30 protein-coding genes are annotated in these 24,696 nt (G+C 39.2%); 5 read left to right on the top strand and 25 right to left on the bottom strand.

Translation table 11 applies throughout. The features are described 5' to 3' along the window. Positions 1–167 precede the first annotated feature (167 nt). The 5 genes from P8610_RS08980 to P8610_RS08960 all read right to left on the bottom strand — a co-directional run bounded on the left by P8610_RS08980 (position 168) and on the right by P8610_RS08960 (position 3,831). Positions 168–605: a Dps family protein gene (locus tag P8610_RS08980; protein ID WP_394604082.1), complete on the bottom strand. Its 438-nt coding sequence runs from the start codon at positions 603–605 to the stop codon at positions 168–170. A 9-nt stretch (positions 606–614) separates the two neighbouring features. Beyond that, a complete protein-coding gene (locus tag P8610_RS08975; protein WP_394604081.1) occupies positions 615–1,064 on the bottom strand; it encodes a TlpA family protein disulfide reductase in 450 nt (149 codons plus the stop codon). A gap of 71 nt (positions 1,065–1,135) precedes the next feature. Continuing rightward, positions 1,136–1,678: a peroxiredoxin gene (locus P8610_RS08970; protein ID WP_394604080.1), complete on the bottom strand. Its 543-nt coding sequence runs from the start codon at positions 1,676–1,678 to the stop codon at positions 1,136–1,138. A gap of 548 nt (positions 1,679–2,226) precedes the next feature. Beyond that, positions 2,227–2,901: a TVP38/TMEM64 family protein gene (locus P8610_RS08965; protein ID WP_394604079.1), complete on the bottom strand. Its 675-nt coding sequence runs from the start codon at positions 2,899–2,901 to the stop codon at positions 2,227–2,229. Between the two features lie 75 nt (positions 2,902–2,976). Beyond that, on the bottom strand, positions 2,977–3,831 hold the full coding sequence (locus P8610_RS08960) for a VOC family protein (RefSeq protein WP_394604078.1): 855 nt from the start codon (positions 3,829–3,831) through the stop codon (positions 2,977–2,979). Between the two features lie 205 nt (positions 3,832–4,036). Here P8610_RS08960 and P8610_RS08955 point away from each other — a divergent pair, with 205 nt between their 5' ends. Further along, positions 4,037–4,162 carry a hypothetical protein gene (locus P8610_RS08955; protein WP_394604077.1) on the top strand — a complete coding sequence of 42 codons (126 nt, stop codon included), beginning with the start codon at positions 4,037–4,039 and terminating at the stop codon, positions 4,160–4,162. A gap of 25 nt (positions 4,163–4,187) precedes the next feature. Here P8610_RS08955 and moaA read toward each other — a convergent pair whose 3' ends face one another. Then, the gene (gene moaA / locus P8610_RS08950) at positions 4,188–5,207 is read right to left on the bottom strand and encodes a GTP 3',8-cyclase MoaA (RefSeq protein ID WP_394604076.1); all 1,020 of its coding nucleotides are present in this window, start codon (positions 5,205–5,207) and stop codon (positions 4,188–4,190) included. A gap of 376 nt (positions 5,208–5,583) precedes the next feature. On the opposite strand from moaA, the gene P8610_RS08945 reads away from it, so the two are divergent. Then, positions 5,584–5,784 (top strand): cold-shock protein, encoded by a 201-nt coding sequence (locus tag P8610_RS08945; protein ID WP_066397748.1) that lies wholly within the window; start codon positions 5,584–5,586, stop codon positions 5,782–5,784. Positions 5,785–5,961: 177 nt separating this feature from the next. Then, positions 5,962–6,849 (top strand): STAS domain-containing protein, encoded by an 888-nt coding sequence (locus P8610_RS08940; protein WP_289494466.1) that lies wholly within the window; start codon positions 5,962–5,964, stop codon positions 6,847–6,849. A gap of 22 nt (positions 6,850–6,871) precedes the next feature. Here P8610_RS08940 and P8610_RS08935 read toward each other — a convergent pair whose 3' ends face one another. From P8610_RS08935 to P8610_RS08925, 3 genes are all read right to left on the bottom strand, one after another. After that, a complete protein-coding gene (locus tag P8610_RS08935; RefSeq protein ID WP_394604075.1) occupies positions 6,872–7,495 on the bottom strand; it encodes a methanogen output domain 1-containing protein in 624 nt (207 codons plus the stop codon). 127 nt (positions 7,496–7,622) lie between these two features. Then, entirely contained in the window at positions 7,623–8,114 is a 492-nt protein-coding gene (locus P8610_RS08930; RefSeq protein WP_394604074.1) for a GNAT family N-acetyltransferase, read from the bottom strand. Between the two features lie 90 nt (positions 8,115–8,204). Then, positions 8,205–9,605 (bottom strand): amino acid transporter, encoded by a 1,401-nt coding sequence (locus tag P8610_RS08925; protein WP_394604073.1) that lies wholly within the window; start codon positions 9,603–9,605, stop codon positions 8,205–8,207. A gap of 245 nt (positions 9,606–9,850) precedes the next feature. Between P8610_RS08925 and P8610_RS08920 the strand changes: the two genes are divergently transcribed. Then, positions 9,851–10,750, top strand: a complete 900-nt coding sequence (locus P8610_RS08920; RefSeq protein WP_394604072.1) for a LysR family transcriptional regulator — start codon at positions 9,851–9,853, stop codon at positions 10,748–10,750. On the opposite strand, the gene P8610_RS08915 is transcribed toward P8610_RS08920, so the two are convergent. From P8610_RS08915 to P8610_RS08850, 14 genes are all read right to left on the bottom strand, one after another. Next, positions 10,751–10,936, bottom strand: a complete 186-nt coding sequence (locus P8610_RS08915; protein WP_394604071.1) for a Spo0E family sporulation regulatory protein-aspartic acid phosphatase — start codon at positions 10,934–10,936, stop codon at positions 10,751–10,753. A 360-nt stretch (positions 10,937–11,296) separates the two neighbouring features. Then, entirely contained in the window at positions 11,297–12,199 is a 903-nt protein-coding gene (locus tag P8610_RS08910; protein WP_394604236.1) for an AEC family transporter, read from the bottom strand. A gap of 119 nt (positions 12,200–12,318) precedes the next feature. Then, positions 12,319–12,954, bottom strand: a complete 636-nt coding sequence (locus tag P8610_RS08905) for an FMN-dependent NADH-azoreductase (protein WP_394604070.1) — start codon at positions 12,952–12,954, stop codon at positions 12,319–12,321. Between the two features lie 41 nt (positions 12,955–12,995). Continuing rightward, positions 12,996–13,142: a hypothetical protein gene (locus P8610_RS08900; RefSeq protein ID WP_394604069.1), complete on the bottom strand. Its 147-nt coding sequence runs from the start codon at positions 13,140–13,142 to the stop codon at positions 12,996–12,998. A gap of 186 nt (positions 13,143–13,328) precedes the next feature. Then, positions 13,329–13,517: a small, acid-soluble spore protein, alpha/beta type gene (locus tag P8610_RS08895; protein ID WP_394604068.1), complete on the bottom strand. Its 189-nt coding sequence runs from the start codon at positions 13,515–13,517 to the stop codon at positions 13,329–13,331. Between the two features lie 536 nt (positions 13,518–14,053). After that, positions 14,054–15,598, bottom strand: a complete 1,545-nt coding sequence (locus P8610_RS08890) for a malate:quinone oxidoreductase (RefSeq protein WP_394604067.1) — start codon at positions 15,596–15,598, stop codon at positions 14,054–14,056. Between the two features lie 383 nt (positions 15,599–15,981). Continuing rightward, complete coding sequence (locus tag P8610_RS08885) at positions 15,982–16,560, bottom strand: DUF4256 domain-containing protein (RefSeq protein WP_394604066.1); 579 nt, start codon at positions 16,558–16,560, stop codon at positions 15,982–15,984. 105 nt (positions 16,561–16,665) lie between these two features. Beyond that, the gene (locus tag P8610_RS08880; protein ID WP_394604065.1) at positions 16,666–17,154 is read right to left on the bottom strand and encodes an HIT family protein; all 489 of its coding nucleotides are present in this window, start codon (positions 17,152–17,154) and stop codon (positions 16,666–16,668) included. Between the two features lie 127 nt (positions 17,155–17,281). Then, on the bottom strand, positions 17,282–17,797 hold the full coding sequence (locus P8610_RS08875) for a GNAT family N-acetyltransferase (protein ID WP_394604064.1): 516 nt from the start codon (positions 17,795–17,797) through the stop codon (positions 17,282–17,284). Between the two features lie 63 nt (positions 17,798–17,860). Continuing rightward, positions 17,861–19,033 (bottom strand): FAD-dependent monooxygenase, encoded by a 1,173-nt coding sequence (locus P8610_RS08870; RefSeq protein ID WP_394604063.1) that lies wholly within the window; start codon positions 19,031–19,033, stop codon positions 17,861–17,863. A gap of 242 nt (positions 19,034–19,275) precedes the next feature. Continuing rightward, positions 19,276–19,425, bottom strand: a complete 150-nt coding sequence (locus P8610_RS08865; protein WP_394604061.1) for a hypothetical protein — start codon at positions 19,423–19,425, stop codon at positions 19,276–19,278. Between the two features lie 230 nt (positions 19,426–19,655). Continuing rightward, entirely contained in the window at positions 19,656–19,802 is a 147-nt protein-coding gene (locus tag P8610_RS08860; protein WP_394604060.1) for a hypothetical protein, read from the bottom strand. Between the two features lie 269 nt (positions 19,803–20,071). Continuing rightward, the gene (locus P8610_RS08855) at positions 20,072–21,271 is read right to left on the bottom strand and encodes a PDZ domain-containing protein (RefSeq protein WP_394604059.1); all 1,200 of its coding nucleotides are present in this window, start codon (positions 21,269–21,271) and stop codon (positions 20,072–20,074) included. After that, on the bottom strand, positions 21,268–21,447 hold the full coding sequence (locus tag P8610_RS08850) for a hypothetical protein (RefSeq protein WP_394604058.1): 180 nt from the start codon (positions 21,445–21,447) through the stop codon (positions 21,268–21,270). Before P8610_RS08850 ends, P8610_RS08855 begins: the two co-directional genes overlap by 4 nt. A gap of 196 nt (positions 21,448–21,643) precedes the next feature. Here P8610_RS08850 and P8610_RS08845 point away from each other — a divergent pair, with 196 nt between their 5' ends. Continuing rightward, complete coding sequence (locus tag P8610_RS08845) at positions 21,644–21,805, top strand: hypothetical protein (protein ID WP_394604057.1); 162 nt, start codon at positions 21,644–21,646, stop codon at positions 21,803–21,805. A 53-nt stretch (positions 21,806–21,858) separates the two neighbouring features. On the opposite strand, the gene P8610_RS08840 is transcribed toward P8610_RS08845, so the two are convergent. Both P8610_RS08840 and P8610_RS08835 read right to left on the bottom strand, forming a co-directional pair. Next, a complete protein-coding gene (locus tag P8610_RS08840) occupies positions 21,859–23,319 on the bottom strand; it encodes a S41 family peptidase (RefSeq protein WP_394604056.1) in 1,461 nt (486 codons plus the stop codon). Between the two features lie 134 nt (positions 23,320–23,453). Continuing rightward, positions 23,454–24,668 carry a murein hydrolase activator EnvC family protein gene (locus P8610_RS08835; protein ID WP_394604055.1) on the bottom strand — a complete coding sequence of 405 codons (1,215 nt, stop codon included), beginning with the start codon at positions 24,666–24,668 and terminating at the stop codon, positions 23,454–23,456. Between the last annotated feature and the right edge of the window lie 28 nt (positions 24,669–24,696).

Below are 24,696 nucleotides of genomic sequence, written 5' to 3'. Positions count from 1 at the left end.
GCGGAAGCGTAAACTTGTAGACGCAGGAGCAAGAATGCTATCTTGGGTGGCTCATCGCCTGCCCCGCGGAAAGCGAGCAGCCTGGAACAGAAATCAATCACCTTCAAAAACAACAATTGCAAATACAGCCATAAAAAAAGAGCGACCGAAGTCACCCTTTAACTGTTTTAGCTTACGAATGCACGAAGCATCCAGTTGTGTTTTGCAAGACTTTCACGAACAGATAGAAGCATATCATGTGTCACTTCATCGCCTTCACGCTCGGTTACGTCCATTCCTTCTTTAATTTCCTCAATTAATAGCTCGAAATCGTTAATAACGCTTTGCACCATTTCTTCAGCCGTTTCGCTGCCCTTCGCTTCTTGTACCGTAGCCAGATCCAAATATTCTTTCATTGTTGCTACAGGTGTTCCTTTTAGAACGAGCAGTCGCTCAGCCAGTTCATCTATGTTAGTTGCAGCTTCATTGTACAGCTCTTCAAACTTTTCATGAAGTGTGAAAAAATGCGGCCCTTTTACATACCAATGATAGTTGTGCAGTTTAACAAATAGTACATTCCAGTTTGCCACTTGACGATTTAGTACATCTTGAATTGTATTCATCATATCATCTCCTTATTTTGTTTCTTCATTTAATACACGGTTTAATCGTTTGCGAAGCATGTCCATACCGCTTCCGCCAGCTTGGAAGTGACGAAGCTTTCCTTCTTTATCAAAAACATAATAAGCAGGGACATATTTGTTTTCAAAAGCATCCGTCAATTTGTGCTCGCTATCCACATAGATCGGCTGCGTAATGTCATGTCCAATTGCCATCTGTTCGATGACACTCATGTCTAGATCGTTTTCAGATCGCGGCATGTGCACAGCCACTACGTTCAAGTCATCTTCATACTCGTCACGAAGTTCATTCACATCAGGCATCGCTTCTTTACATAGACCGCAGCTCACGGACCAGAAATGAATCAATGTAGCTTTTTCTCCAACTAATTCTTCTTTTGTTACTTCATCATTTAACCAAGTTGTAGCACCATCTAGTTCAGGCATTTGTTCACGTAATTTCATGTTCTATTCCCTCCAAAAGTAAACCTTTGTTTAAATTATTTATTAAGTAATTGCTAGATCTCAGAAAATAATTATAGTGTCTTTTGCCCTGGCTTCCAGTTCGCTGGGCAAAGTCCGCCTGTTTGTAATGCTTGCAGAACTCGCAGCGTTTCGTCAGCATCTCGGCCAATGTTGTTATGGAAGACGACTTGATACATCATTTCACCTTCAGGATTGATGATGAACAATCCTCTTAGAGCAACGCCTTCTTCTTCAATCAAAACGCCATAATCGCGTGAAACACGGTGATTCGTGTCTGCAGCGAGTGGGTAATTTAATTCACCAAGTCCATTTTCTTCTCGGCTTGTATTAATCCAAGCCAAATGCGTGTGTACCGTATCTGTAGAAACGCCGATCACCTCAGCATCCAGATCTTCAAATTCACCATAACGGTCAGACAATGCTGTAATTTCTGTCGGACACACAAAGGTAAAGTCCATCGGATAAAAGAAAAGAACCGTCCATTTCCCATTTTTCATGTTCTCTTCTAAGCTCACTTTTTTCGTTTCTTTGTTTGGCATGATCGCTTCCATCTCAAAGCGAGGTGCCTGTTTTCCTACCATACGTTCTGCCATTGTAAAATTCACTCCTTATATCTTTAAATGATAATGAAAATCATTATCATGTTTTCTTCACAACCTTTATTATACTGACTTCTTTTTTGAAGTCAATACTAATTTATAATAATTATTAACAAGGAACAAGTATTGTGCTCATAAACATTGTATGTTCTTGATAAATGGCTGTTTCCCTATATATTGTTGCTCTTGAAAGTAGTTGATTTACGCTCCAGGGCTGCACGCTTCAATCAACTTGCACTGGAAGAGAATAAGAAAACATTCAAAAGCCACTATCTTTTAAATAAAGGCTCATTTCTAAAAGATTGTTACTTTTAATTTCATTTTTCTTCTGTGACAGTTGATTGGAGTGTAAGGTGCGAGACTCCTGCGGGACAGGCGGGCAGGTGAGACACTTATACGTGAAACGACGAATGTGGCTCACCGCCTGCCCCGCGGAAAGCGAGCACCTGGAACGGAAATCAACCACCTCCACTAGCAACAAAGTTTGCGAAAACAGCCTAAATAAACAAACAAAAAACCTTGCTCATTGTTTAAGCAAGGTTTTACACATTATCTTCTTTATGGTGCTGCATTTGATTTGTAAGAAGTTCTTTGTTTTTTAAAAGAATCGGAATGCAAGCTACGAGAAGAACGATCCCTATAGCTACAGCAATCACAGCTCCATTTCCTTTAATGAAGCTATCACCTAGCAAATTGTATGCAAGAGTCCCTGGCAGAACACCTAATAGCGTGGCCAAAATATAAGAACGAAGCTTTAGACGTGAAATACCTGCAACATAGCTTACAAGATCAAAGTTTAGAACCGGAATAATCCGCAGCAGAAAAATATATACAAAACCTTTTTCCTTCAACTTGCTTTGCCATTTTTCAACCCTTGTAGGTGCATCCGATTTCTTTTTTAACCACCTGTCCCCTAGATGTTTCGCAATGTAAAACGTTAGTATAGCTCCTATAGTAGCGGAGAAAACAGTGTAGACTGTACCCCATATAACGCCAAAAGCCAAACCGCCAGCAAGGGATAAAACGGATATCGGAAACAATGTAAAAGGCCGAATTACATTCAATATGACATATATGATTGGTGCAACCATCCCGAAGGATAGCACCCAATCACGCAAAGACATTGGGGTTATTTCAAAAACAAAATGGTTCAGTGCTAACAAGGTTACAACTATTAGGAAAATCGCTGTTAACTTCACCAATGTTTTTTTCCTCATAATGACCCCTCTTTGCAGACTTTTTTATGAATCGTTTGTATTACAAACATTCCCTAAAAGATGTCAATCGTAAACTTAAAGAGGCTTAATAACCACTCCATTGCCTGCTGGATCTTTTAATGTTACGCGATCCCCTTCTACTATATATGGAATTTCATCTCGTTCTAGAGCACTTATCAATTTCTGATGCTCCTCTTTTCCAGGAACGATAATTTCATATTGCAATAGACCAGTAGCGTCATCTGGAGCTAGCACTGCGTTCGGGCCGTTCCAAATATTCAAAGCAATATGATGATGATATCCCCCTGCTGAGATGAACAGGGCATGGTGCGCCATTCGTGTTTGTTCTTCAAAACCTAGCACATTCACATAAAAATGTTCTGCTTCCTGTATATTAACCACGTTTAAATGAACATGCCCCATTACTGTGTTTTTGGGAAGGCCATTCCATGCATTTGTTTCTCTTTCTTTTAATAAACCCTGTACGTCTAATGGTTCGCTGACAGCTGGTAATTTTCCTCTTTCATCACGAACCCATTCTGTTCGATCAACATCTCGATACACTTCAATTCCATTATTTTCAGGGTCTTGAAGATAGATTGCTTCACTAAATTTATGGTTGGAAGCACCTGCAAGCTGGGTATTTGTCTCAATAAAATGATAAAGAATATTTGCAAGGTCTTTTCTTAATGGTACGAGCAAAGCCAAGTGATACAATCCTGCACTTTTAACTGGTCGCTGTTGTAGTTTTGAATTGCCTTCTAATATTACGAGCGGTGTTTTGCCATCTGCTGATAACTCAGCAACAGACTGAGTTTTAGTTAATATTTTTAAACCGATTGTTTCTGTATAAAAACGAACTGAATTTTCGAGGTTTCTTACCTTTAATGTTACACATCCAATATGTGTATCCTTATGAATAGGCGTCATTTGTTCATCCTTCTTTCATACCAAATTATTTAATTACTTTATGTAAGTAATTATAAAATAGTTATTAACAAACTTCAACTGTAAATGTAGTTATTTTTCACAGGGCTGAGTATAACGCCTCAAAAAGAACCCAACAAAAGTCTTTTTCTTAAGGATGATTGCTTTCAAACTTTATTTCTTCTGTGAAAGTTGATTGGAGTGCAAGGTGGGAGACTCCTGCGGGACAGGCTGGCAGGTGAGACACTTAAGAGTGAAACGTCCAAATGTGGCTCACCGCCTGCCCCGAGGAAAGCGAGCACCTGGAACGGAAATCAACCACTTTCACGAATAACACAAAACAAAAAGAGACTGATTCCTCAGCCTCCTATATAAGACATCTCTATTTTGTTTTGTTCACTAGCACCTTGTTCTCTTCTTTCATCAGAATAACGATCAGCACGATTGCCCCAAGTTTCCACAATCCGGTTAAAAAGATCCTCATCAGATGCTCCAGCACGAAGGAAATGTTTAAAATCAGTTCCTTTTCCCGCAAAAAGACACGTATACACTTTTCCGTCTGCCGATAACCTTGCTCTCGTACAAGTTGAACAAAAGGTATCACTAATCGAAGAAATGATTCCGATTTCACCTTGCCCGTCCCGATAACGATATCGTTTTGCGACTTCACCATAATAGTTTTGGTCTACCGGCTCTAGCGGAAACTCATCCCCGATTGTGGATAGAATCTCACTCTTGGATACAACATCATCCCAATTCCAGCCGTTTGAAGTGCCGACATCCATATATTCAATAAATCGTAATACGTAAGGTGTATCTTTAAAATACCGCGCCATAGGGAGAATCTCTCCATCATTGATTCCCTTTTTGACCATCATATTTACTTTGACTGAAAGGCCAGCTTGATGAGCAGCCTCTATTCCCTTTAAGACAGGCTTAACTCCTACTCCTCTTCCATTGATACTCCCAAAAAGACGATCATCGAGCGTATCCAGGCTAACCGTAACTCGATCCATACCAGCCTCTTTTAGCTGACCCGCTAGTCTTGGCAGAAGTACGCCGTTCGTCGTTAACGCGATATCACGGATACCATCTATCGCTCGCAAACGTTTTAAGAGCGTTGGAAGTCCTTTTCTGAGTAAAGGCTCACCACCGGTAATACGAATCTTCTCCACGCCTGCGCGTGCAAACTGTGAAGCGATTTGCTCGATCTCATCGAACGAAAGCAGCTCTGATTGTGATAAGAAGGGATAGTCCGAACCAAATATTTCTTTGGGCATACAATACGTGCAGCGAAAATTGCATTGATCGGTTACAGAGATCCGCAAATCTTGAAGCGGCCTATGCAAACGATCAGTGATTACATTACTCTTCTCCATATCATCACGCCATTTGTTTTAGTATTTTTATCAATGTACCACGAATAAAAGGAAGTTAAAACCAGAACCGCTTATAACTAGAGCGTGTGCCACTCAGATTCATTAGTTCTTAATCACTATCTCATTTTTTTACATAGACCATTTCTACCAAATTTCCATACATTTTTTTGCGTGTTTCCCTATTCCAGTGGCTTTTACCAATGTCCGCCATTAATAAATAATTCCCTTTTTTCATCAGCACTTGTTTATTGGTTAGTAAAGTGTTACGATAAATAGGAATTATTTTTGTTCGATTGTACAGGTAAACCTATTATCTTGATATTTTTGAGCAGAGATAGTATTATTGTGCGGTTTGGCACGACAGGAGGCAACAAAAATGGAACAAGGTAAAGTTAAATGGTTTAACGCAGAAAAAGGTTTCGGATTCATCGAGCGCGAAGGTGGAGACGATGTATTCGTACACTTCTCAGCTATCCAAGCTGACGGTTTCAAATCTTTAGACGAAGGTCAAGACGTAACGTTCGAAGTTGAACAAGGACAACGCGGACCTCAAGCTACTAACGTACGTAAAGCATAATAACCCTATAGATAAACAGGACTCTTTTATGAGAGGCCTGTTTTTTTTATGCCCTCAGCCCTCAACAACCGCCATTTCCTTTATTTCACACTTTTAAAAATTTTTCAATAAATTCAAACACTTGTCTATTATTTTTGTTAAAATAAGTTTAACGTCTTAAATTATTAGGAGTTCAAAATGGATCTTCAATTGAAGCAGAAACAAGATCAAATCGAAATTGGCACTCGAATTTCTGAAAATGCAGTACAACTCGCAGAGAAAATCATTTTCAACATGCAGAATAGCAACGCATATGTTTCACTTCAGCAAAGCTCTCAAATGAGTGAATACGAAGGACTCCAACAATCCATTTCCTTTATCCGATTAATTGGCGATGCCGTCTCAGGAAAAATTACTGATACGAAAAGCACGATCTTCGAATGGGGCGAAAATATCGGCATGCTTGCTGTTCACTCAGGACAGCCGCTCGATGTCTCACTTGAAAGCACCTCTTATTATCGGGAAGTAATATGGGACTTTATAAAAGAACAAGGGTCACTGCAATCCATGTCATTGGATTCGGTTTTGCATATATCAACAACCATCAATCCGATGATTGATCATGCTGTGCAAGCATTCAGCAAGTCTTACGTAAATAATTACAAAGAGATAACTCAAAAATTCCATTTATCTCTTCAAGAACTATCCGTTCCAGTAGTTCCTCTCTTCCCAGGTGTAGCCGTACTTCCAGTAGTCGGTGATATCGATACGAATCGGGCAAAACTCTTGCTTGAATCTACTTTAGAGCAATGTCTAGAGAATGAGATTACATCCCTCGTTATCGATTTATCAGGTGTAAGTTATATTGACACGATGGTTGCCCATCGCCTCTTTCAACTCGTTTCCACTCTAAAGCTGCTAGGAGTAAAAACAACATTAACAGGATTAAGCCCTGAAATTGCACAAACTTCTGTTAGTTTGAATTTGAATTTCGATGAGATCACATTAAAAGGAAACCTGCTTCAAGCACTGGCCGATTTTGGATACGGCAAACTGGAAGCATCTAATAAAAAGAACAGACTCTGACATAGGGTCTGTTCGTAGCATTTTAGGATTTTCCGCGTTTTAATTCTTCTAGTTCCTGTAATAGGGATACTACCATTTCATCACTTCTTCTTAACTCATTGTTAAGCATGTTAATGGTTTCTTCCTCCCAAGCGAAAGGATCTCCGTTTTCAGGGGTAATTGGAACGTTTTCGTAAATATCGCCTGTTTCTCGTTCATCTGGTTGAAAGTAAACAGCTACCTCACAAATTGAATGTCCTAAGGCAATTCTCTGGCGCAATGAAACTTTACCATAACCAAATTTTCGTGCTGCAATTCCCCCTAGAACACTAGATGTCATCTTGCATAAGTGCGGTGCATCCTTAACAAATTCCCCGAAAGGACACTCTTTTGCACGAACTATTACATGGTCAGGATTTACACTGACAATCTCAAAATGCCCACCGATTGAATTTTTGATATCCACAATAACATGAACGTATTCATCAACTGTCCAGTTCAACGGATCTTCATAGAAACTCTCAATCCATTCACCTGTTCGTAGACCTAACTGCTCAATGTATCTTTCAGCAGCGGGACCAATTGCTTTTCTATGGAGATAGGCATATTGAGTAATGAGTTTTGCTAAAAAAGTGTGTCCATTCAATTCACCTTTTGAAAGGTTCATACTGCATCTACCCTTTCTTTTTTCTTACATGCTGTTTAGCTGATTTTGGCAAGATATGGACAACACTCTTTGAATACCCTTTAAAACCGCTTTGAAACCTTATTTTGCTTATCCAAGTAAATAATTTTTAAATCTTTTCCCAATTGAGCATCTCGTCAGTTTTATTCATGAGTTTGAATCCTGATTTTTCTAATACTTTTGCAGAGGGAGTATTGGTAACCAAGCATTCTGCTGTAACTCTTTTTACTTTTGGATGTGCAGCAAGCCAGTCCGTTAAACCGATGACCATCTCTGTAGCGAAACCTTTATTGCGCGCTTCACTTACCATTCCATAACCGATCTCAACAGTTCCCTGTTCATTAGGACCACCTTTACATCCAATTTCACCGATTAATGTGCCGGATTCCTTATGAATAGCTATACGGCTCCAAATACTCTGTTCAGGTGTTTGATGAAGTTTGTCTTTTTTCATCTTAATCAATTTCAAATATTGAGGGCTCGGCCATTCATTAGATACCTTATAGTTCAGCACGTTTTCAAGATCTCGTTTCCCTTTAAGTGTAGCTTCAACTAATTCATACGTGTACGGCAATAAAAGAAGACGGCTTGTTTCAATCATTTTCCACATTCCCCCTAAATAATAGCTACTGATAGTTTAACTTATTTTCCCAACAAAAAAGAGGCTTTATTTTCAGCCTCTTTTGTTTCTTTAATTATTTAAGTGGGAGTGATTTTTAGAGTATATAAAGTAAACAGCAGCTCCAATGCCTAGCCATATAATAAATCTAATCCATGTGTCTGCATCTAGCTGCAGCATGAGAAAACCGCAAAACAAAATTGCTAAAATCGGAATATAAGGTACACCTGGACAACGAAAAGCTCGTGGAAGATCTGGCTGTGTTTTACGCAGTACGAGTACAGCTATTGACACTAAAATGAATGCCGATAACGTTCCTATATTTACCAGTTTCGCTAGCTCATCTAAAGGGATTAAAGCTCCCATAAGACCAGCAACAATTCCAAAGAACCAAGTGGATCCGTATGGTGTTCTATACTTTTTGTGAACCGTTCTAAAAAACTTCGGCAGCAACCCATCGCGCGACATCGCATAAGATACTCGGGTCTGGCCATACAGCATAACGAGCATAACTGTTGTCATACCTAAGATCGCTCCGACATCAACAATACCTGCCACCCAATTTTGTCCTGCAACTTGCAGTACAAGGGAAATAGGGTGATCTTCGTTTCCTTTAAAGTCAGGATACGGAACAACCCCCGTCATAATCCCCGTTACAATGACATACAAAAATGTACAAATTAAAAGAGAATAAATAATTCCCTTTGGAAGATCACGATTCGGATTTCTTGTTTCTTCCGCAGCAGATGCAATAGCATCGAATCCGATGAATGCAAAGAAAACCAGTGCGGCAGCAGCAAAAATCCCTTCAAAACCAAACGGTGTAAAAGGAGTCCAGTTAGCCGGTTTTACATAGCCAACTGCAACAACAATAAACAGAACAACAACCGCTACTTTAATAATAACCATAATGTTGTTTACGCGTTTGGACTGCTTTACTCCTACTGACAGCAAAAATGTAATCAGCATAACAATTAAAAAGGCAGGCAGATTAAAGTATGTAGTTACACCTTCTACCGCCCCAGGTGCTGCAGTAAAAGCAGTCGGAATGTTGATCCCAAACCCTTTTAAAAGAGATTGAAAGTACCCTGACCAGCCGACTGAAACAGCACTAACGGCTAAAAGATATTCTAAGATTAAATCCCAACCGATAATCCATGCGAGAAATTCTCCCATAGTCGCATACGTATATGTGTAGACTGATCCAGATACAGGTACAGTGGAAGCAAACTCAGCGTAAGATAGTGCCGCGAACAAGCAAGCGAGGCCCGCTATGACAAATGAAATAATGAGTGCTGGTCCTGCTGTCAGTGCACCTGCTCCAGTTAAAACAAAAATCCCAGTACCGATGATGGCACCAATACCGAGCATGGTTAAATCCAATGTTCCTAATTCTTTATTTAATGTTGTACCTGTTTTTGAAGCTGCTACTAGATCTGGAATGCTTTTTTTCCTAAAGATACTCATATTCATCCTCCAAAAATGTCAGTATGTATGGCTATTTTATAATTCGTAATTTTTAGAAATTTTATAGGGTGTATAGTATTTACGAACTTTATCATTAGTTATGCCCCAAATAAAAAATCACAAAAAAGAATGACATCTTTTGAAGTCATTCTTTTTTAATTTTTTCTATATTGCACAAACTTCCTATCATTTAAGATAAAATGAATATAAATAACATTTTGTTAACCATTGCTTAATTAAAGGAGATTCCTATGAACTTAGAACAAATGAAATACCTTGTGGAAGTTGCAAAAGAAAGCTCCATCACGAAGGCCGCTGACAAACTACATCTATCACCATCAGCTATTTCTCAGTCTATTTCACAGCTGGAAAAAGAGTTTGGTGTAACGATCTTCAGCCGATCTAGACATGGTACGATTCCTACGCCTGATGGAAAGTTTATTGTTTCAAAAGCCTATGAAATTCTTAAAAAGATGCAGGAACTGCACGAAGAACTCGCTTCTAAACAACAAGCCAAAAAGCATGTTTTAAATGTAGGGTGTGCTCCGGCTCTCATGTACATCGTTTATGATGCCTTCTTATTGTTTCATGAGGAATTTCCAGAAACGAATGTCATGATTAGGGAAATAGATCAAGATCATATTTTAGAGGAACTGAAGAACGGCCATATCGATGTGGGCTTAAGTCCGTTTATTGAGTATGAGTTATCTAACCTTCAACACGAAAAAGGAATAGGATATGACTTATTATACTCAGGGTATGTTTGTGTTTGTGCTGGCAAAAAATCTTCTTTGTACTATAAAGAATTCATTACACCTGATGAGTTAACAAACGAAAAAATAGTAATCTATAATTCCAAAGGCGGCAGGATGTTTAAAGACAAATACGCCAAAAATGGGCAAATCCTTTTTTCATCCAACAACATAGAAGTATTGCGTTCAGCTATTTTGGATGGCCACGCCTTTTCTTTTATATTTAATTTTACGTTCAAACATAACGCTGATGTAAAAAACGGCAATTTGGCTATTATCCCTTTTAAGAACCCAGAACTTATTTATCAAGACTTCTGGACACTATATCCTTTAACAAAAGGTCTATCACCAGAAGCAAAAGAATTTAAAGAGAAAGTGAAGTTTTTGCTAGATCAGTAATCATTCTTTTTCAGATTGAATGTGCTGCATGATTTGTTTTTGGTAGAGGTAAATCAGCTTGTCTAACTTTTGACTTTTACTTACAAGATCTGCATTTGAAAAGTCAATGGAACTTGGTTTGAGATCATACATCTCCTGACGGCATATTTTAATTTCATGCAATAATTTACTCAAATCTTCATCCATCGTGATTTCCTTTCTAAAGACAAGTTACTTCCAATTAAATGGGTATGCATTCATAATAGATGCTCCCCGTTTTTATGTAAATTAAGAAATATTTAATGAAGAATAAATATTTCTTAAAGCAACTTGTTTTGTGCATTTTCCCTCGAAAACATGCTAATGTGAATTCATTTAACGTGAATATATTTTTGCGCGTTTTCTCACACAGACAATTTACCTTTAATGTCCTTATTAGAAATACATTGCAACAAAAAAAGTAAATAAAGCAAGCAAAATAAGAACAGTTCTGCGCCAAAACTGCTCGTTATAATTCTTTATATGCAAAAAAATAACTTCAAAGCCCTTTTGAAGTTCTTTTTTTTATTACAATAAGACCACGAGCAAGAGTGGTAACGTAATTAACGAAAACAAAGTACTCACTAGCGTTGCGCTCGAAACAAAATCCGGCTCTGTACCAAACTGCAGAGCGTACATCGTTGTGTTTGCGGCTGAAGGCATCGCGGCCATCAAAATCATAATGGCTGCCAGCATTTCATCAACCGGTAAAAACAGCGTGATGATAAACGCGATGACAGGTGAAATCGCCAGTTTTAATATCAATGAATATGTCAACTTCTCCACCTGAACATTGCGCAATGAAATCTTAGCAAGCTGCATACCGAGGATAATCATTATGGTCGGAATCGCAGCGTTTGCCACTAAATCCAGTGCTTCTGAAACTGAACCTTCAATCGGGATGTTCAACTGCTGAAACACAACGCCAGCAATCGCGCCGTAAACGATCGGCATTCGTCGTACCGCTCTTAAGGCTGATGAGATGCCATCATTTTCAGGGCTCCCTTTTGCTGCATAATAAACACCAACTGTACACATCACAAGCTGCTGAATAACCATCAAGACAACTGCATAGTCCAGTCCCGCCGCACCGAACGCAAAAAGTGCAACAGGTGTACCGTAATTTCCATTGTTCATAAAGGCAGAAGCTAAAATCAAACCGCACGTTTCACGCATGCTATATCTTTTAAAATAACTAATCACATACACAAAGCCGATCAGCGTAAAACAAAGGATAAGCGTATAGATGAGCATATATCCATAGGTTGTCGTAAACGTCGTATCATAGAACGTACGGAAAACAAGAAATGGTGACATGAGATAAAGCGCCATTTTTGAAAGAGTTTGCGTTTCAAATCCCATACTTTTTTGTCCTATAAATCCGATGGCAAAGATCGCAAACACTGGGAGAATAATTCTTAGCAGCTCTATCATGTCTTACCCCTTCTTTCTTTTGGTTGCAACGAAAAAAGGCTGACCACGGTGATCAGCTCATTTTTAATAATCATAGCACAAGGGCCAAGACTTCTTCATGTTTTCAGTTTTAAAGATTAAAACGTATGCGCCTGATCCTTTGCACGCGCAATAGCATTTTCTTTGATTTCGTTCGCTTTATCAGGCATTGCTGCATGTCCTTCTACGAACAGTCCCTCAAACGACGGCACTCCGAAAAACTGCATGATTATACTTAAATAGCGATGCCCCATCTCCATAGCTGCTGCTGGTCCTTCTGAATAAATCCCGCCACGGGCCTGAATATGTATTGCTTTTTTATCCGTTAAAAGTCCGACTGGCCCTTGGTCTGTATATTTGAACGTCTTTCCTGCCACAGCGATTGAGTCAATATACGCTTTCATCACGGGCGGAAAAGAGAAGTTCCAGAGTGGTGTTACAAATACGTATTTATCAGCAGAAACAAACTGATCGCAGAGTTCTGAAAGCCTGCCCACTTTTGTTTTCTCTTCTGGCGATAGCTCTTCAAATCCGCTACCCGACTGAAGTTTTCCCCATCCACTAAATACATCTACATCAATATGAGGAATATTCTCTTTGTACAGATCCACGTGCACCACTTCATGAGACGGATTTACTTGTTTGTATTGTTCAATAAAAGCTTTTCCAACAGCCATGCTGTATGAGACTTGATCATCATGAGGATGTGCTGTAATATATAAAATTTTTGTCATGTATCTAAACCCTGCCTTTCAATTTTCATTGCCTTTTCCTATTATTCATTTTGGTTCATATAAGGGTTTCCGCTTATGTTCGCTCTCATCTCATCTGTTAAAACAATAGGTTCGTTCAACGAATCTTTTTCCAATTTATCGAGGTTTAAAAGACTTCCATCAAAGTGAAGCGGTTTATCTTCGTTCATTTCAACATTCACCTCCAGACAGTGATAGTTTAAACGGTTGTTTAAAAAACGATTCATAACTAAGGGATCGTTAATAAAAATATGCCGCTTGAGACTTTATTTAGCTAGAGAGTCAACACTAGAATTATGAGTGCAAAATAAAAAGACTATCTGCACGCAACAGATAGCCGTAGCCAAGATATTGTATTAGTAGCGTTGTCCACCTAAAGCTTGTGCTACAAGACGCTTCGTGATTTCTCCACCTACTGATCCGTTTGCACGAGATGTTGTGTCTGGTCCAAGATTCACACCAAACTCAGAAGCGATTTCATACTTCATTTGGTCAAGAGCACCTTGAGCTCCAGGTACTGATAATTGATTGTTGTTTCTAGCCATTCTATTCACCTCCCTGTCATTTCTATCCTTAGAATCCCACTAACCTATATTTCTATACATCACATTTTCATATTTTTTTAAAAAGTTGGTTTCGTAACATTGGTTGTATATGAACAAGAAGTTTAGAAGCATTTTTAAGGGGCAGGTAGTGAGCCACAATTGCACAATTCATGCTTATGTCGGGGGTATTTCAACATATTAAGAACGCCAAATTTGTCGAGGATTGTAGACTCGTGGATATATGTCAAAAATTTTTGGATTGAGAGCTGAATCTCGTGGATAAACAGCTAATATTTGTGGATTACTGGCCAAAACTTTTGGATTACATAAATCAAATGCCCCACCAGGTATATACAATAATCAGTTTCTGTACCCTAAATTGCACCTTCTAGAACTTAAACATCTCAGTAGCCAGCTAGATTTTAGATAATTACTTGTAATAGCTTACTGGGCCAATAAAAATAAGCAAAAGAGCCAGCACAATGCCTGCTCTTTTGCTTATTTTGTGAAACTCAATCTAGTGTTTTTGAAAATACTTAAACCTTTTCAGGCAATGCCTCTGTTTCACCATTTGAAAAATCAGCTAGAGATGGCTCTTTTTTGCTTAGCGCAAGCGCCTCTGCTGTTGAACGATGAATTTCCTGCAGAAGCTCTGGGTTATCCATTAGTGCTGCACCATAAGAAGGTACCATCTCTTTGATTTTCGGTTCCCACTCATCTATATAATCAGGGAAGCATTTTTCAAGAATTTCAAGCATAACCGTTACAGCAGTGGAAGCCCCTGGAGAAGCGCCCAGCAATGCTGCGATCGAACCATCAGCGGCTGTAATCACTTCTGTACCAAATTGCAGCGTTCCTTTTCCTCCTGCTTCGGTATCCTTAATAACCTGCACACGCTGACCAGCCACTACTAAATCCCAATCTTCAGCTTTCGCATTCGGGATAAACTCTCGCAACTCTTCCATGCGCTGTTCTTTCGATAAAAGGACCTGTTGAATTAAATATTTTGTCAGAGACATCTCTTTTGCGCCTGCCGCCAGCATCGTTAAGACATTATTCGGCTTAACAGAAGTGACTAAATCAAACATTGAACCCGCTTTCAAAAATTTCGGCGAGAAGCCGGCAAACGGTCCAAACAGCAATGATTTTTTATTGTCAATGTATCTCGTATCAAGATGAGGCACAGACATTGGCGGTGCACCAACTTTAGCTTTTCCATAGACCTTCGCGTGCTGCTGCTCGATAACATCCGGGTTTTTACACACCATAAAGATTCCGCTTACCGGGAATCCTCCAATATGCTTACCTTCAGGAATACCTGATTTTTGTAGTAAATGAAGACTTCCGCCACCGCCTCCAATAAAGACGAATTTAGCTGTCTTACGCTCGACGGTCCCAGTATCTACATTTTTCACTTTCAGTTCCCACGAACCATCGCTCGTACGTTTTAAATTTTCAACACTATGTTTATATTGAATATTTACGTTTTTCGTTTTTAAGTGGTCGAACAAGATTCGTGTTAAAGCACCAAAGTTTACATCCGTTCCAGAGTCGATTTTGGTAGCTGCAATTGCATCATCAGCAGGACGTCCTTGCATAATAAGCGGAATCCATTCCATAAGTTTCTTAGGATCATCTGAAAACTCCATACCATTGAACAGAGGATTGTTGGACATCGCTTCAAAACGTTTCTTTAAGAACGATATATTTTCTTCACCCTGCACCATACTCATATGAGGCAATGGCATAATAAAATCTTGTGGATTCTGGATCAGCTTACTGTTCACAAGGTAAGACCAGAATTGCATGGAAACCTGAAACTGTTCGTTAATCGTAATAGCCTTACTGATATCTACAGATCCATCTGGTTTTTCGACTGTATAGTTAAGTTCACAGAGTGCCGCATGTCCCGTTCCAGCGTTATTCCACTCATTAGAACTTTCCTCTCCTGCACTAGCGAGCTTTTCATAAACAGTAATTTCCCATTCAGGTACAAGTTCCTTCAAAAGAGTACCTAAAGTCGCACTCATGATTCCGGCACCAATTAAAATGACGTCTGTTTTAGTTTCTTTGTTGCTCATTTTTATCAACCTTTTCTTTTAAAATTTGCATAAAAATGTAGGCATCACCAAGCTAAGGCGCGACCTAGTCACACACTTGTTTTGTATCCATTAAAACAATATCATAATATATTACATTTATTGACAGAATAAATATTTACGCTTATATGATAATTATAAATTATTTGAAAGCTGATATAAAGTGACAATTCTGTACAGACAGTTTTGGAGCACATTTAAACGGTTATTACTCTTTACGCGGAGTGTGTGGTGATTTGCCTCTCATATAAAAATTTAAGCATTTGACTCCTCTCAATCCAATAAAAAAGCACACTTCTTCATAAAGAAATGCACTCGGTAATTAAAGAAATATTACTTGTTAAATTAGCTTTCTCTATAAAATATTATACCCGTAATGAGCCGCGAAATCCTCTGGCACCATAGTAAGAATCTGCACCGTTATGGTACAAAAATACGTGCCCATAACGCCAATCGCAAAATAGGGCACCACCGCGTTCTCTAATATCAGAGGGAGTTTGAACCCAACTTGATGTTTTCTTATCGAAATTTTCAAGCTTCTGAAGCGCACGGTATTGTTCTTCTGTTAAAAGTTCAATGCCCATGGCAGCTGCCATATCAATAACGTTATTTTCCGGTTTATGTTTTTTTCTTGCCTCTAGCGCTTCACGGTCGTAACAAGCGCTTCTGCGACCTTTAGGACTTTCCGCTGAACAATCATAAAAAATGTATTCGTCCTTGTCTTTATCGTATTCAACGACATCCGGTTCACCGCCCGTTATTTCCATTTCATTGAGAGACCAAAGTTTTTCAAGATTAGCTTCCAGCCTTGCTTGAACTTTAGCCCATTCTACATCTTCATGGCGGTGCATGTTCTTCTCAAAACGTTCTTTTAATACTTTAAATAATTCTTCACGTTGTTCTAGTGACAACTCCTTATTGCTGATTTCATTTGTCTTGGTCATATTCGTTTCCACCTTATTGTTTACACATTATAGTTTAAGATTAGTTATGTAATAAATCGATTAAATAGCCGTGTGAATCCAGTAACTTTCTATTGTGTTTGGATGTTAACTATTTACCATGTCGTTAGCTTGAAACCAAGCCCTGAGTTTTTCGGCAAAAACTAAACGTTCAGAGGAATCACTTATACTCCCATGGGTCATATAAAGATCATCATTGAAATATCTAGGGTATACATGAAGGTGGTAATGCCAAACATCCTGACTTCCACCTGGCTCATTATGTTGTCTTGTTGAGATCCCATCACATTCATAACATTCTTTGAGAGCGAAAGATACCTGCTGAGATAGCTTATGTATCCGAGTGGCTATTTCTATCGGCAAATCAAATATATTTTCATAGTGGTGATTCGGAATGATGATCACATGACCTTTATTATTCGGCCACCATAATGTTGCGATCAAAGCCGTTACGTATTCGTCTTTATAAATAATGTCTTTCTGCTTAGTCTGAACTAATTTGTTTTCTTCGTCCTCTTTCCCATTAACAGCCAAACAAAAAGGACATGTGTAAGTAGAAGGCATATGTTTATACACTAATTTTTCTCTCCTAAAAGTAAGTTGCTAAAATATGTTTTCGACACAATACCTCAACCTCCTACTATCTATATAAAAAAGAGCACTTCTCTTTCTTGAAGAAAAAGCACCCGATCGCCGAATGTATTCAGGGTTGATCTACCACGTTATTGCTATATGTAATAAATGTTTGAATAGGGCCATCCCAGTCATCTCTTTGGATTTCAGTATAGTTTCTATTTGTATAATCAGAAATAACCTTTACCCAAAATTTCCGAGCGGGAATATTCTCTTTTATTTGCGCAACCTCCCATTTTCCAGGGAACCTATCAAACAGATAGGTGGCTGCATGCTTACCTACACCATGTTTACGATATTTTTTCATAACAAAAAATTCTGCCATTGACAAACAAAATTCATTGGTCATATGATCCTGAGTCTTTTTTCGAACTAACGCAAAACCAGCATACTTGTCATCTACCGTAATTAAAAAAGGAAAACGTTCTGGTTCAGTCCAATAATGATCAAAATACTTATAACCATATTCACCATGTTCATTAACATCCTCAGGATCATATTCACTAAAATCGTATTTGTACAGTTCTAATAAATTTCGCAATACTACTTTTTGCTCAACTGATGCCATCTCAATTTTTATGTTCATCATTTATACCAACCTTTGAGTATCCATAATGCCAACTTTTAATATTAAAGCAGTCCGTCTCTTTTACACCTCATATCCGATCAACCATTCTAAACGCTTCATTTGAAGTGAGCTAGGCATTGTACGCAGCAATAGGTTCCTAAGTTGGATGGATATAGGATTCTCAAGTTGCATAAGCCTCCCCATAGCTCTAGACCCCCTAACAACTTGTGTAGTTCGTGGAATTCTTATTTTTTCATACATCCTAAGTGCTTGCTGAATGTCTTCCGGGTGATTCACAAGGCAACGCGATAATACTAAAGCATCCTCCAAAGCTTGTGCACCTCCTTGTCCCAGATTTGGCAGCATTGGGTGCGCCGCGTCTCCAAGTAAGGTAGCCCTGCCCTGACTCCATGATTTAATGGGTTTCCTATCAAAAATTTCATGAGTGAGAATATTTGTTTCCTCAGTTGACTCAATTACCGCTTCTATAGGTCCCCACCATCCCTTAAAATGCTCCAAAGCAGTTGTTTTTTTGTTCTCCGTTGCCTTCAGTGTTCCAAGTGGGGTATTAATAGCTGCAAACCAAAAAATTTTCCCTTTACCTAAATGAGAGTATCCGAACCTTTTGCCGGGTCCCCAAGCCTCAAAACCTCCTCCCGTTTCAATCGGAAAGCGTTCATCTTCAAAATGGGATATGCCGCGAAAAGCAGTAAACGCAGAATAACGAAGTGGTGTTGAGCCAAATAAGGATTTCCTCAATTGAGAGTGAACTCCGTCGGCACCGATTAAAAGATCACCTTCAACTACCTCCTTGTTCTCGAATATCGCCCTAATCTTCGACGCATCCTGTTCTTTACGAACAAGCTTTCTTCCTAAAAAAACAGTACCTGGCTTTAAATTTTGATATAAAATGCTCTGCAAATCTGCTCGATGAATCAAATAACTGTAAGTCCCATATCGCCTTGCCTGTATATGAACTGGTAAATCCACCAGAAGTTTTCCATCCCAAGTTCGTATTTCTGCTTTTTTAACGGATGATCCCCTTCTACGAACCTGTTCGCCGATCCCCAACTTGTCCAATGCTTTCATAGCATTTGCAGCCAAAACAATGCCTGCACCCATTTCCTTAAGTTCCGCAGCCCTCTCGTATACAGAAACGTCCATACCTACCTGCTGCAAGGCATTTGCTACTGAAAGTCCGCCTAACCCACCACCACTAACGATTACTTTTGGGGGAGTGCTTGATATCCCCATATTGATCACCCTTCCCTGCAATAAACTTTGAAGTTTATTAATTATAACAATTTGGGATAGCGTAAGAAAAATACGAATTTACAAAAGTAGGATTTTTAATATAAAAAAACCAACTACTCAGAATTTAAAATGAGAAATTGGTTTTTTTGCTCTGTAGCAGCACTGGATTGCAAGATAGTGAAAAAAACTTCGAATAAGAAAAACATAGGGAGAATTTAATCTTCCTATGTTTTCAATTCATATTATTTATCTTCTTGCTTTTGCTTCTTTTTCAAATACTCCGCACGAATTTTTTCAAGATGTTTCTTTTTATCAAATTTGGCAGGCGCTTGCTTTTCATGAAACTTTGTCACAGCTACCTGACTTTTGGAATCCAATTGATATTTTCCCACTTTGTTCACCTACTTTTCTTATCTTTAAAGAGAATCTATTCAACAATTATAATAAACCTTATTTAACTGAAGTAAACCTTATTACTTTATTAGTATACTGCAAACTGTGCACATATCAGTAAAAACAATAGAAACTTAGAAAAATTAATTAACATTGTTTTTAGAGGCGAATGTCTTAAATTTATCCAAGGTTATTGAAATGCACCGTATTGTCGAAGAGTCTCACACCCCTACATTTTGTTCATATCCTTACGCTGCATACAAGTTTCTCCTGGTATTCTATCAGGGATTTTTCGCTTACCATTTTTTCTATCAATTATAAATCCAATGATTAATGAAATAAGAATTATTCCAATAAACACGACCAATAATGTCATACGAACACCTCCAAAGCATTATTAACCAACCTGCTACCTTCTTGAGGAATTTTAACTGCAACCACCTTATGCTTACTTGTAGCGTTACAAAAAATTTCAAAACGTTTTATAAAATACCATATTTACTCAATTTTATATATATATCTTATTCCACAATCTGACCCGTTTGTTGAATAATAAAAAAAAGAGTTTACCCATTGGAAAACTCTCATAATTTTAGCTAAAGATTATCCGAAAAATTTTGACCAGATAATTATGAAAAACTACAATTAATCCCCTACAGCTGCGTTCCGGTCCACAACATCATGAACAAGAAGCACACCAAGCTGATGGTGCTCGTTCTGGTAAAGCGATCCTTGAACGAAACGAATTTCACCGTTTAGATCTAGCACTTCAAGCTTACAATACGCAGCATTAATTTGAAGTGCTCTATATAGACTAGAATCATGCGAAAGCGTTACACCGTTTACTTTTACGATTACTTCGCCAACTTTCAACCCCATTTTTGCAGCAGGTGTTCCTGGTACAACAGAAAGTATCATTACCCCTCTGTCACGCGGGACAAAAAATGAAGGTCTCGTGTCATCGCGCTGACTGGTTACCAGCGTAATAAGCTCACGACCCGCAAGACCCCCGGCAATCGCAATTGCAACAAGAAGCGGCAATTCATAAAAATGCCCAACAGCCGCAATCCCTGTTACGATGACACCTAACAGTAAGACTTGCTTACCGAGGTGTTTGATCGCTTCAGCCGGAAGTGTATGTGTTACAAGCTGACGATATCCTATCGCAAACGGAACGAGAAAGAACGAGAAACCGACGGCTCCCATCGGAAACAATGGCCACCAGTCCAATACAGGAATCGAACCGACAGGCAGAACGAGAAACTGAGGAACGATCCAAAATCTTGTTGCCTCATGAGCTCCGATATAATGCCCTCTTTTTCCTTTAAACAGACGAGGTGATGTACGATCTGCACCTTTCCACATGACCAATATACCTTCTTGAACCAGAAGCACACCGATAATAACGGCTAATGAATCAAGTGGTGTTTCTTGAATATCCAAGATCCATTTGTCTAAAAATGAAATACCAGATTCAAAGGGCGGTAGAACAAGACCAACGACTGCCGCTAAACTTAAGGCATACGCAGGGTTTAAAAATCGCGTTTTAAATGTTAAGCCTAGAACAAGATACATAAGGCCGATTAAAGCGATCATACCAAGTGGCAATGTTACACCTGCAGCTACAAAGATCACTGAGCCTATAAGTCCGATCAGTATTCCTGGCAAAAGAGAAAAGATAAGATTATCAATTACAGGGTGCACCCTGACTTTAAATTCTTTTCGCTCCCGTTTTACACGTTTTAAACCGATTAAAAAAGCCACTAGTATAAAACCATAAAAAAGCGGGTGTAAAAAAAGCAACCCCATGCCCTGAAGCAATTCTTTCACAAAGGTGTCTGTCATGGGCGTTCTCTCCTTTTCTCGTCATTTAATTCATCCACTTTTTCTTCAATTCTTTTCAGCCTTCGATCCGTAGCAACAGCTCGTTTCACCAACAAACCAACTCCGGTAATAATCGCAATAAGTACTAAAAAAGACATCAGCTGAAAAACAAGATCTCCAACATTCATTGATTGCATTGTTTTTACCCCTTTAACAATTTCAAAGGTTTTTCTCTAATTAATTATAATCTAATTGAAACATAGTGTTTAGTTAACCAAAAGCTCCAAGGAATACAATCTCTACCGAAAATCACATTCACGAAGATTATATTTAGTAAGGTTGATCTTTTGAATTCTTTCGTAAGACTCCCTGAGAAGTTGATTGGAGCGCAAGATGCGAGACTCCTGCGGGACAGGCGGGCAGGTGAGACCCTTAAAGGCGCATAGCGGCAAGGGGCTCACCGCCTGCCCCGCGGAAAGCGAGCAATCTGGAGCGCAAATCAACCTCTCTCAAAAGCTACATAGTATTTACCAAAAAAAAATCCGCAGAGAATAATTTCCTCTACGGATAGTATTCGTGTTTCAGTTGTTTTTTCCTGCCATAATCCCTTATTTTGCAAGCAATTCGATAGCAGTTTTACGCTGAACATCATTCTTATCATCACGAATAGAATCAATAACCTTAGACTCCATCTTGCCAGCTGTCTTCGCATCTACTTTCCCTGTTGCCGGCAAATTGTTGGCACGCTGGAATGCCGTTACAGCAGACTGTGTCTTTTCATCAAAGTAGCCGTCTTCTCTTCCTGTTTGGAAGCCTAGCCCGTTCAGCATAATTTGAGCGTTCTTCACTTGTTCGTTGTTCATATCGAACTCCAGTGATTTTTTCTCAATCGCAATCGGGTTCGTGTAGAAATATTCTGGCTGCTTCACTTCGTACGTTGGTTTTACCCCTTTTTTGTGAATCCAGTTACCATCAGGCGTTAACCATTTAAACAGCGTCAGCTTGATGTTCGATCCATCTCCAAGGTCGATCGATTGTTGAACGGTACCTTTACCAAATGATTTCTCACCAACAAGTTCGTAACTTCCGCCTTCTTGTAGAGCAGCTGCAAGGATTTCAGAAGCGGATGCACTTCCTTTGTCGATAAGACCAACGATTGGATAGTCTTTCTTTTCTTTTAACGTGGAAACGTAGCGCTCTTTGTTTCCTTTTCGGTCTTCAATCTGAACAAAAGGTTTGTTCTCAGGAATGATCTGGCGAAGAATGCTGTCAACCGCTTCTAAGTAGCCGCCAGGATTTCCACGCACGTCGATCACAAGTCCGTCGATCTTTTGTTTTTCAAGGTCTGTTAGGTGCCTTTTAAAATCAGATCCTGTTTTTTCAGAGAACGACGTAATTTCAAGAACACCAATCTTTTTGCCTTTTACTTCTTCAATATCAGAATATACGGTTTCGATCGGAATCTCGTCACGTGTTACTTTAATCGGCATCACATCGCTAACACCGCTGCGCTTCACGCCAAGTGTAACGACAGATCCTTTTTCACCTCGAATTTTTAATACGGCTTTATAAAGATCAAGGCCTTCCACACTTTTCCCGTCTATCGTGATAATTTGGTCGTTCGGCTTAAGACCTGCTTTTTCTGCAGGGGAATCTTTGAAAGGCGCAACGATCGTTACTTTACCGTCGACCATGCTCACTTCTGCACCGATTCCTTCAAAAGAAGAATCCAGCGATTGTGAAAACTGGCTAGCTGTTTCTTCATCCATATAAACCGAATATGGATCTTTTAGTGTTTTGACCATTCCTTGAATGGCACCTTCTAGCAGCTTGTCACGATCAACGTCTTCCACATAACGAGAAGAGATGATCTCATACGTTTTTTGGAGCTTGGCGAACTCTTCGTCACTGTTAAGCTTCGTTTTCGCTTTCGGCAGATCGTTTACTTCACCATTCTGAACATACTTTGAATCGTTACCAAACAGTGCCATCGAACCATACATTCCACCAGCACCAACAAGCAAGGAAAGAACAATCAGCAGGGCCAACATTTTTTTATTTACGTTCATTCTGCTCACCTCGTTTTTGCAGGAAAAGGCATCACACCCTGCAAAGTGCGATGCCTTCCATTGTAAGAGTCTTTAGGCAACAGCCTGTCTCCTACTTCACTATATGAATAGCTTGTTTACTTTATGTGTTTATTTTACCAGTATGCCGCAGGATTTACAGCATTTGTTTTTCCTGCATTCCAAGGTCCTTTGTGAAGCTCAAAGTGTAAATGCTGACCAAACGAATGTCCTGTGTTCCCCATGTTTCCAAGGAACTGGCCTTTTGAAACAGATCCACCCTGTACAGCACGGCTGCTCATATGAGCGTATACCGTCGTCCATTGCTGTCCGCCGATCGAGTGAGAAATATAAACAACGTTTCCATAAGATGATGAGTATTCTGATTTAATAACTGTTCCATCAGCTGCTGCATAGATTGGAACTGTTCCAGCTTGTGCGATATCAATTCCTTCATGCATACCACTGCTTCTCATTCCAAAACCAGATGTAACTCTTCCCGCAGCAGGTTTTACAATCATGCCGTTTCCAGAAACAGGTCCCATTGATGGAGCTGAACCACTAGATGAAGATTCACGAGCTGCTTTTTCTCTTGCTGCTGCACGTGCCTGCTCAGCACGGAATGCGTCTTCCTGTGCTTTTAGAAGAGCACCTTCATTTTCGATTTTGTGTGCTTCTGCATGCAATTTATTTTCTTCCTTTTGAAGAGAAGCCATCAAACGATCTTTTTCAGCCATTTGAGCTTTTAGCTGCTGCTGAAGTTTTTGCAATTCTTGCATGGCTTGTTGAAGATTGTTTAGTTTCTTCTCAACAGAAGCCATCTTTACTTCAAGAAGTTCTTTATCTTTCTTCTGCTCTTCTAAAAGCTGACGGTCTTGTTCTGCGATCATGTTCAATGCTAGAACACGATCTAGAAAATCACCAAAGTCTTTTGAACCTAGGACAACTTCTAAGTAAGAAACGGCTCCGCCAGATTCATACATCGAATTAACACGTTCTTTTAAAAGTTTGTCACGCGCGTCGATTCGCTTTTGAACGACTGCGATCTCACCTTTTAATACTGAAATCTCTTCTTTTGTTTTCGTTATCTCAGTTTGCTTTGTCTGAATTTTTAAATCTGTATCAGTAGAAACCTGATCAATTCGTGCGATTTCTTTTTCAACAGCTGCTTGACTGCTTTTGTTAGCATCCAGCTTAGCTTGTGAATCCTTAGCTTTCTTTGCATTTTCTTGTTGTTTTTTCTTGATGCTTGATAAAGATTCCGCGTGAACGACGGATTCAGAGTGATACACGGTAAAAGCGCCCAGTGCCAAACTTAACGACAGCACTGTTCCAACCACTTTCCTTTTCATTCGTTTTCCTCCCCTAACCCCTATTGAG

It is taken from the genome of Fictibacillus sp. UD (assembly GCF_043558025.1).
Classification (GTDB): Bacteria; Bacillota; Bacilli; order Bacillales; family Fictibacillaceae; genus Fictibacillus.
The sequence above is the reverse complement of the archived record's forward strand: the minus strand, read 5'-3'. Positions and strand labels throughout refer to the sequence as shown.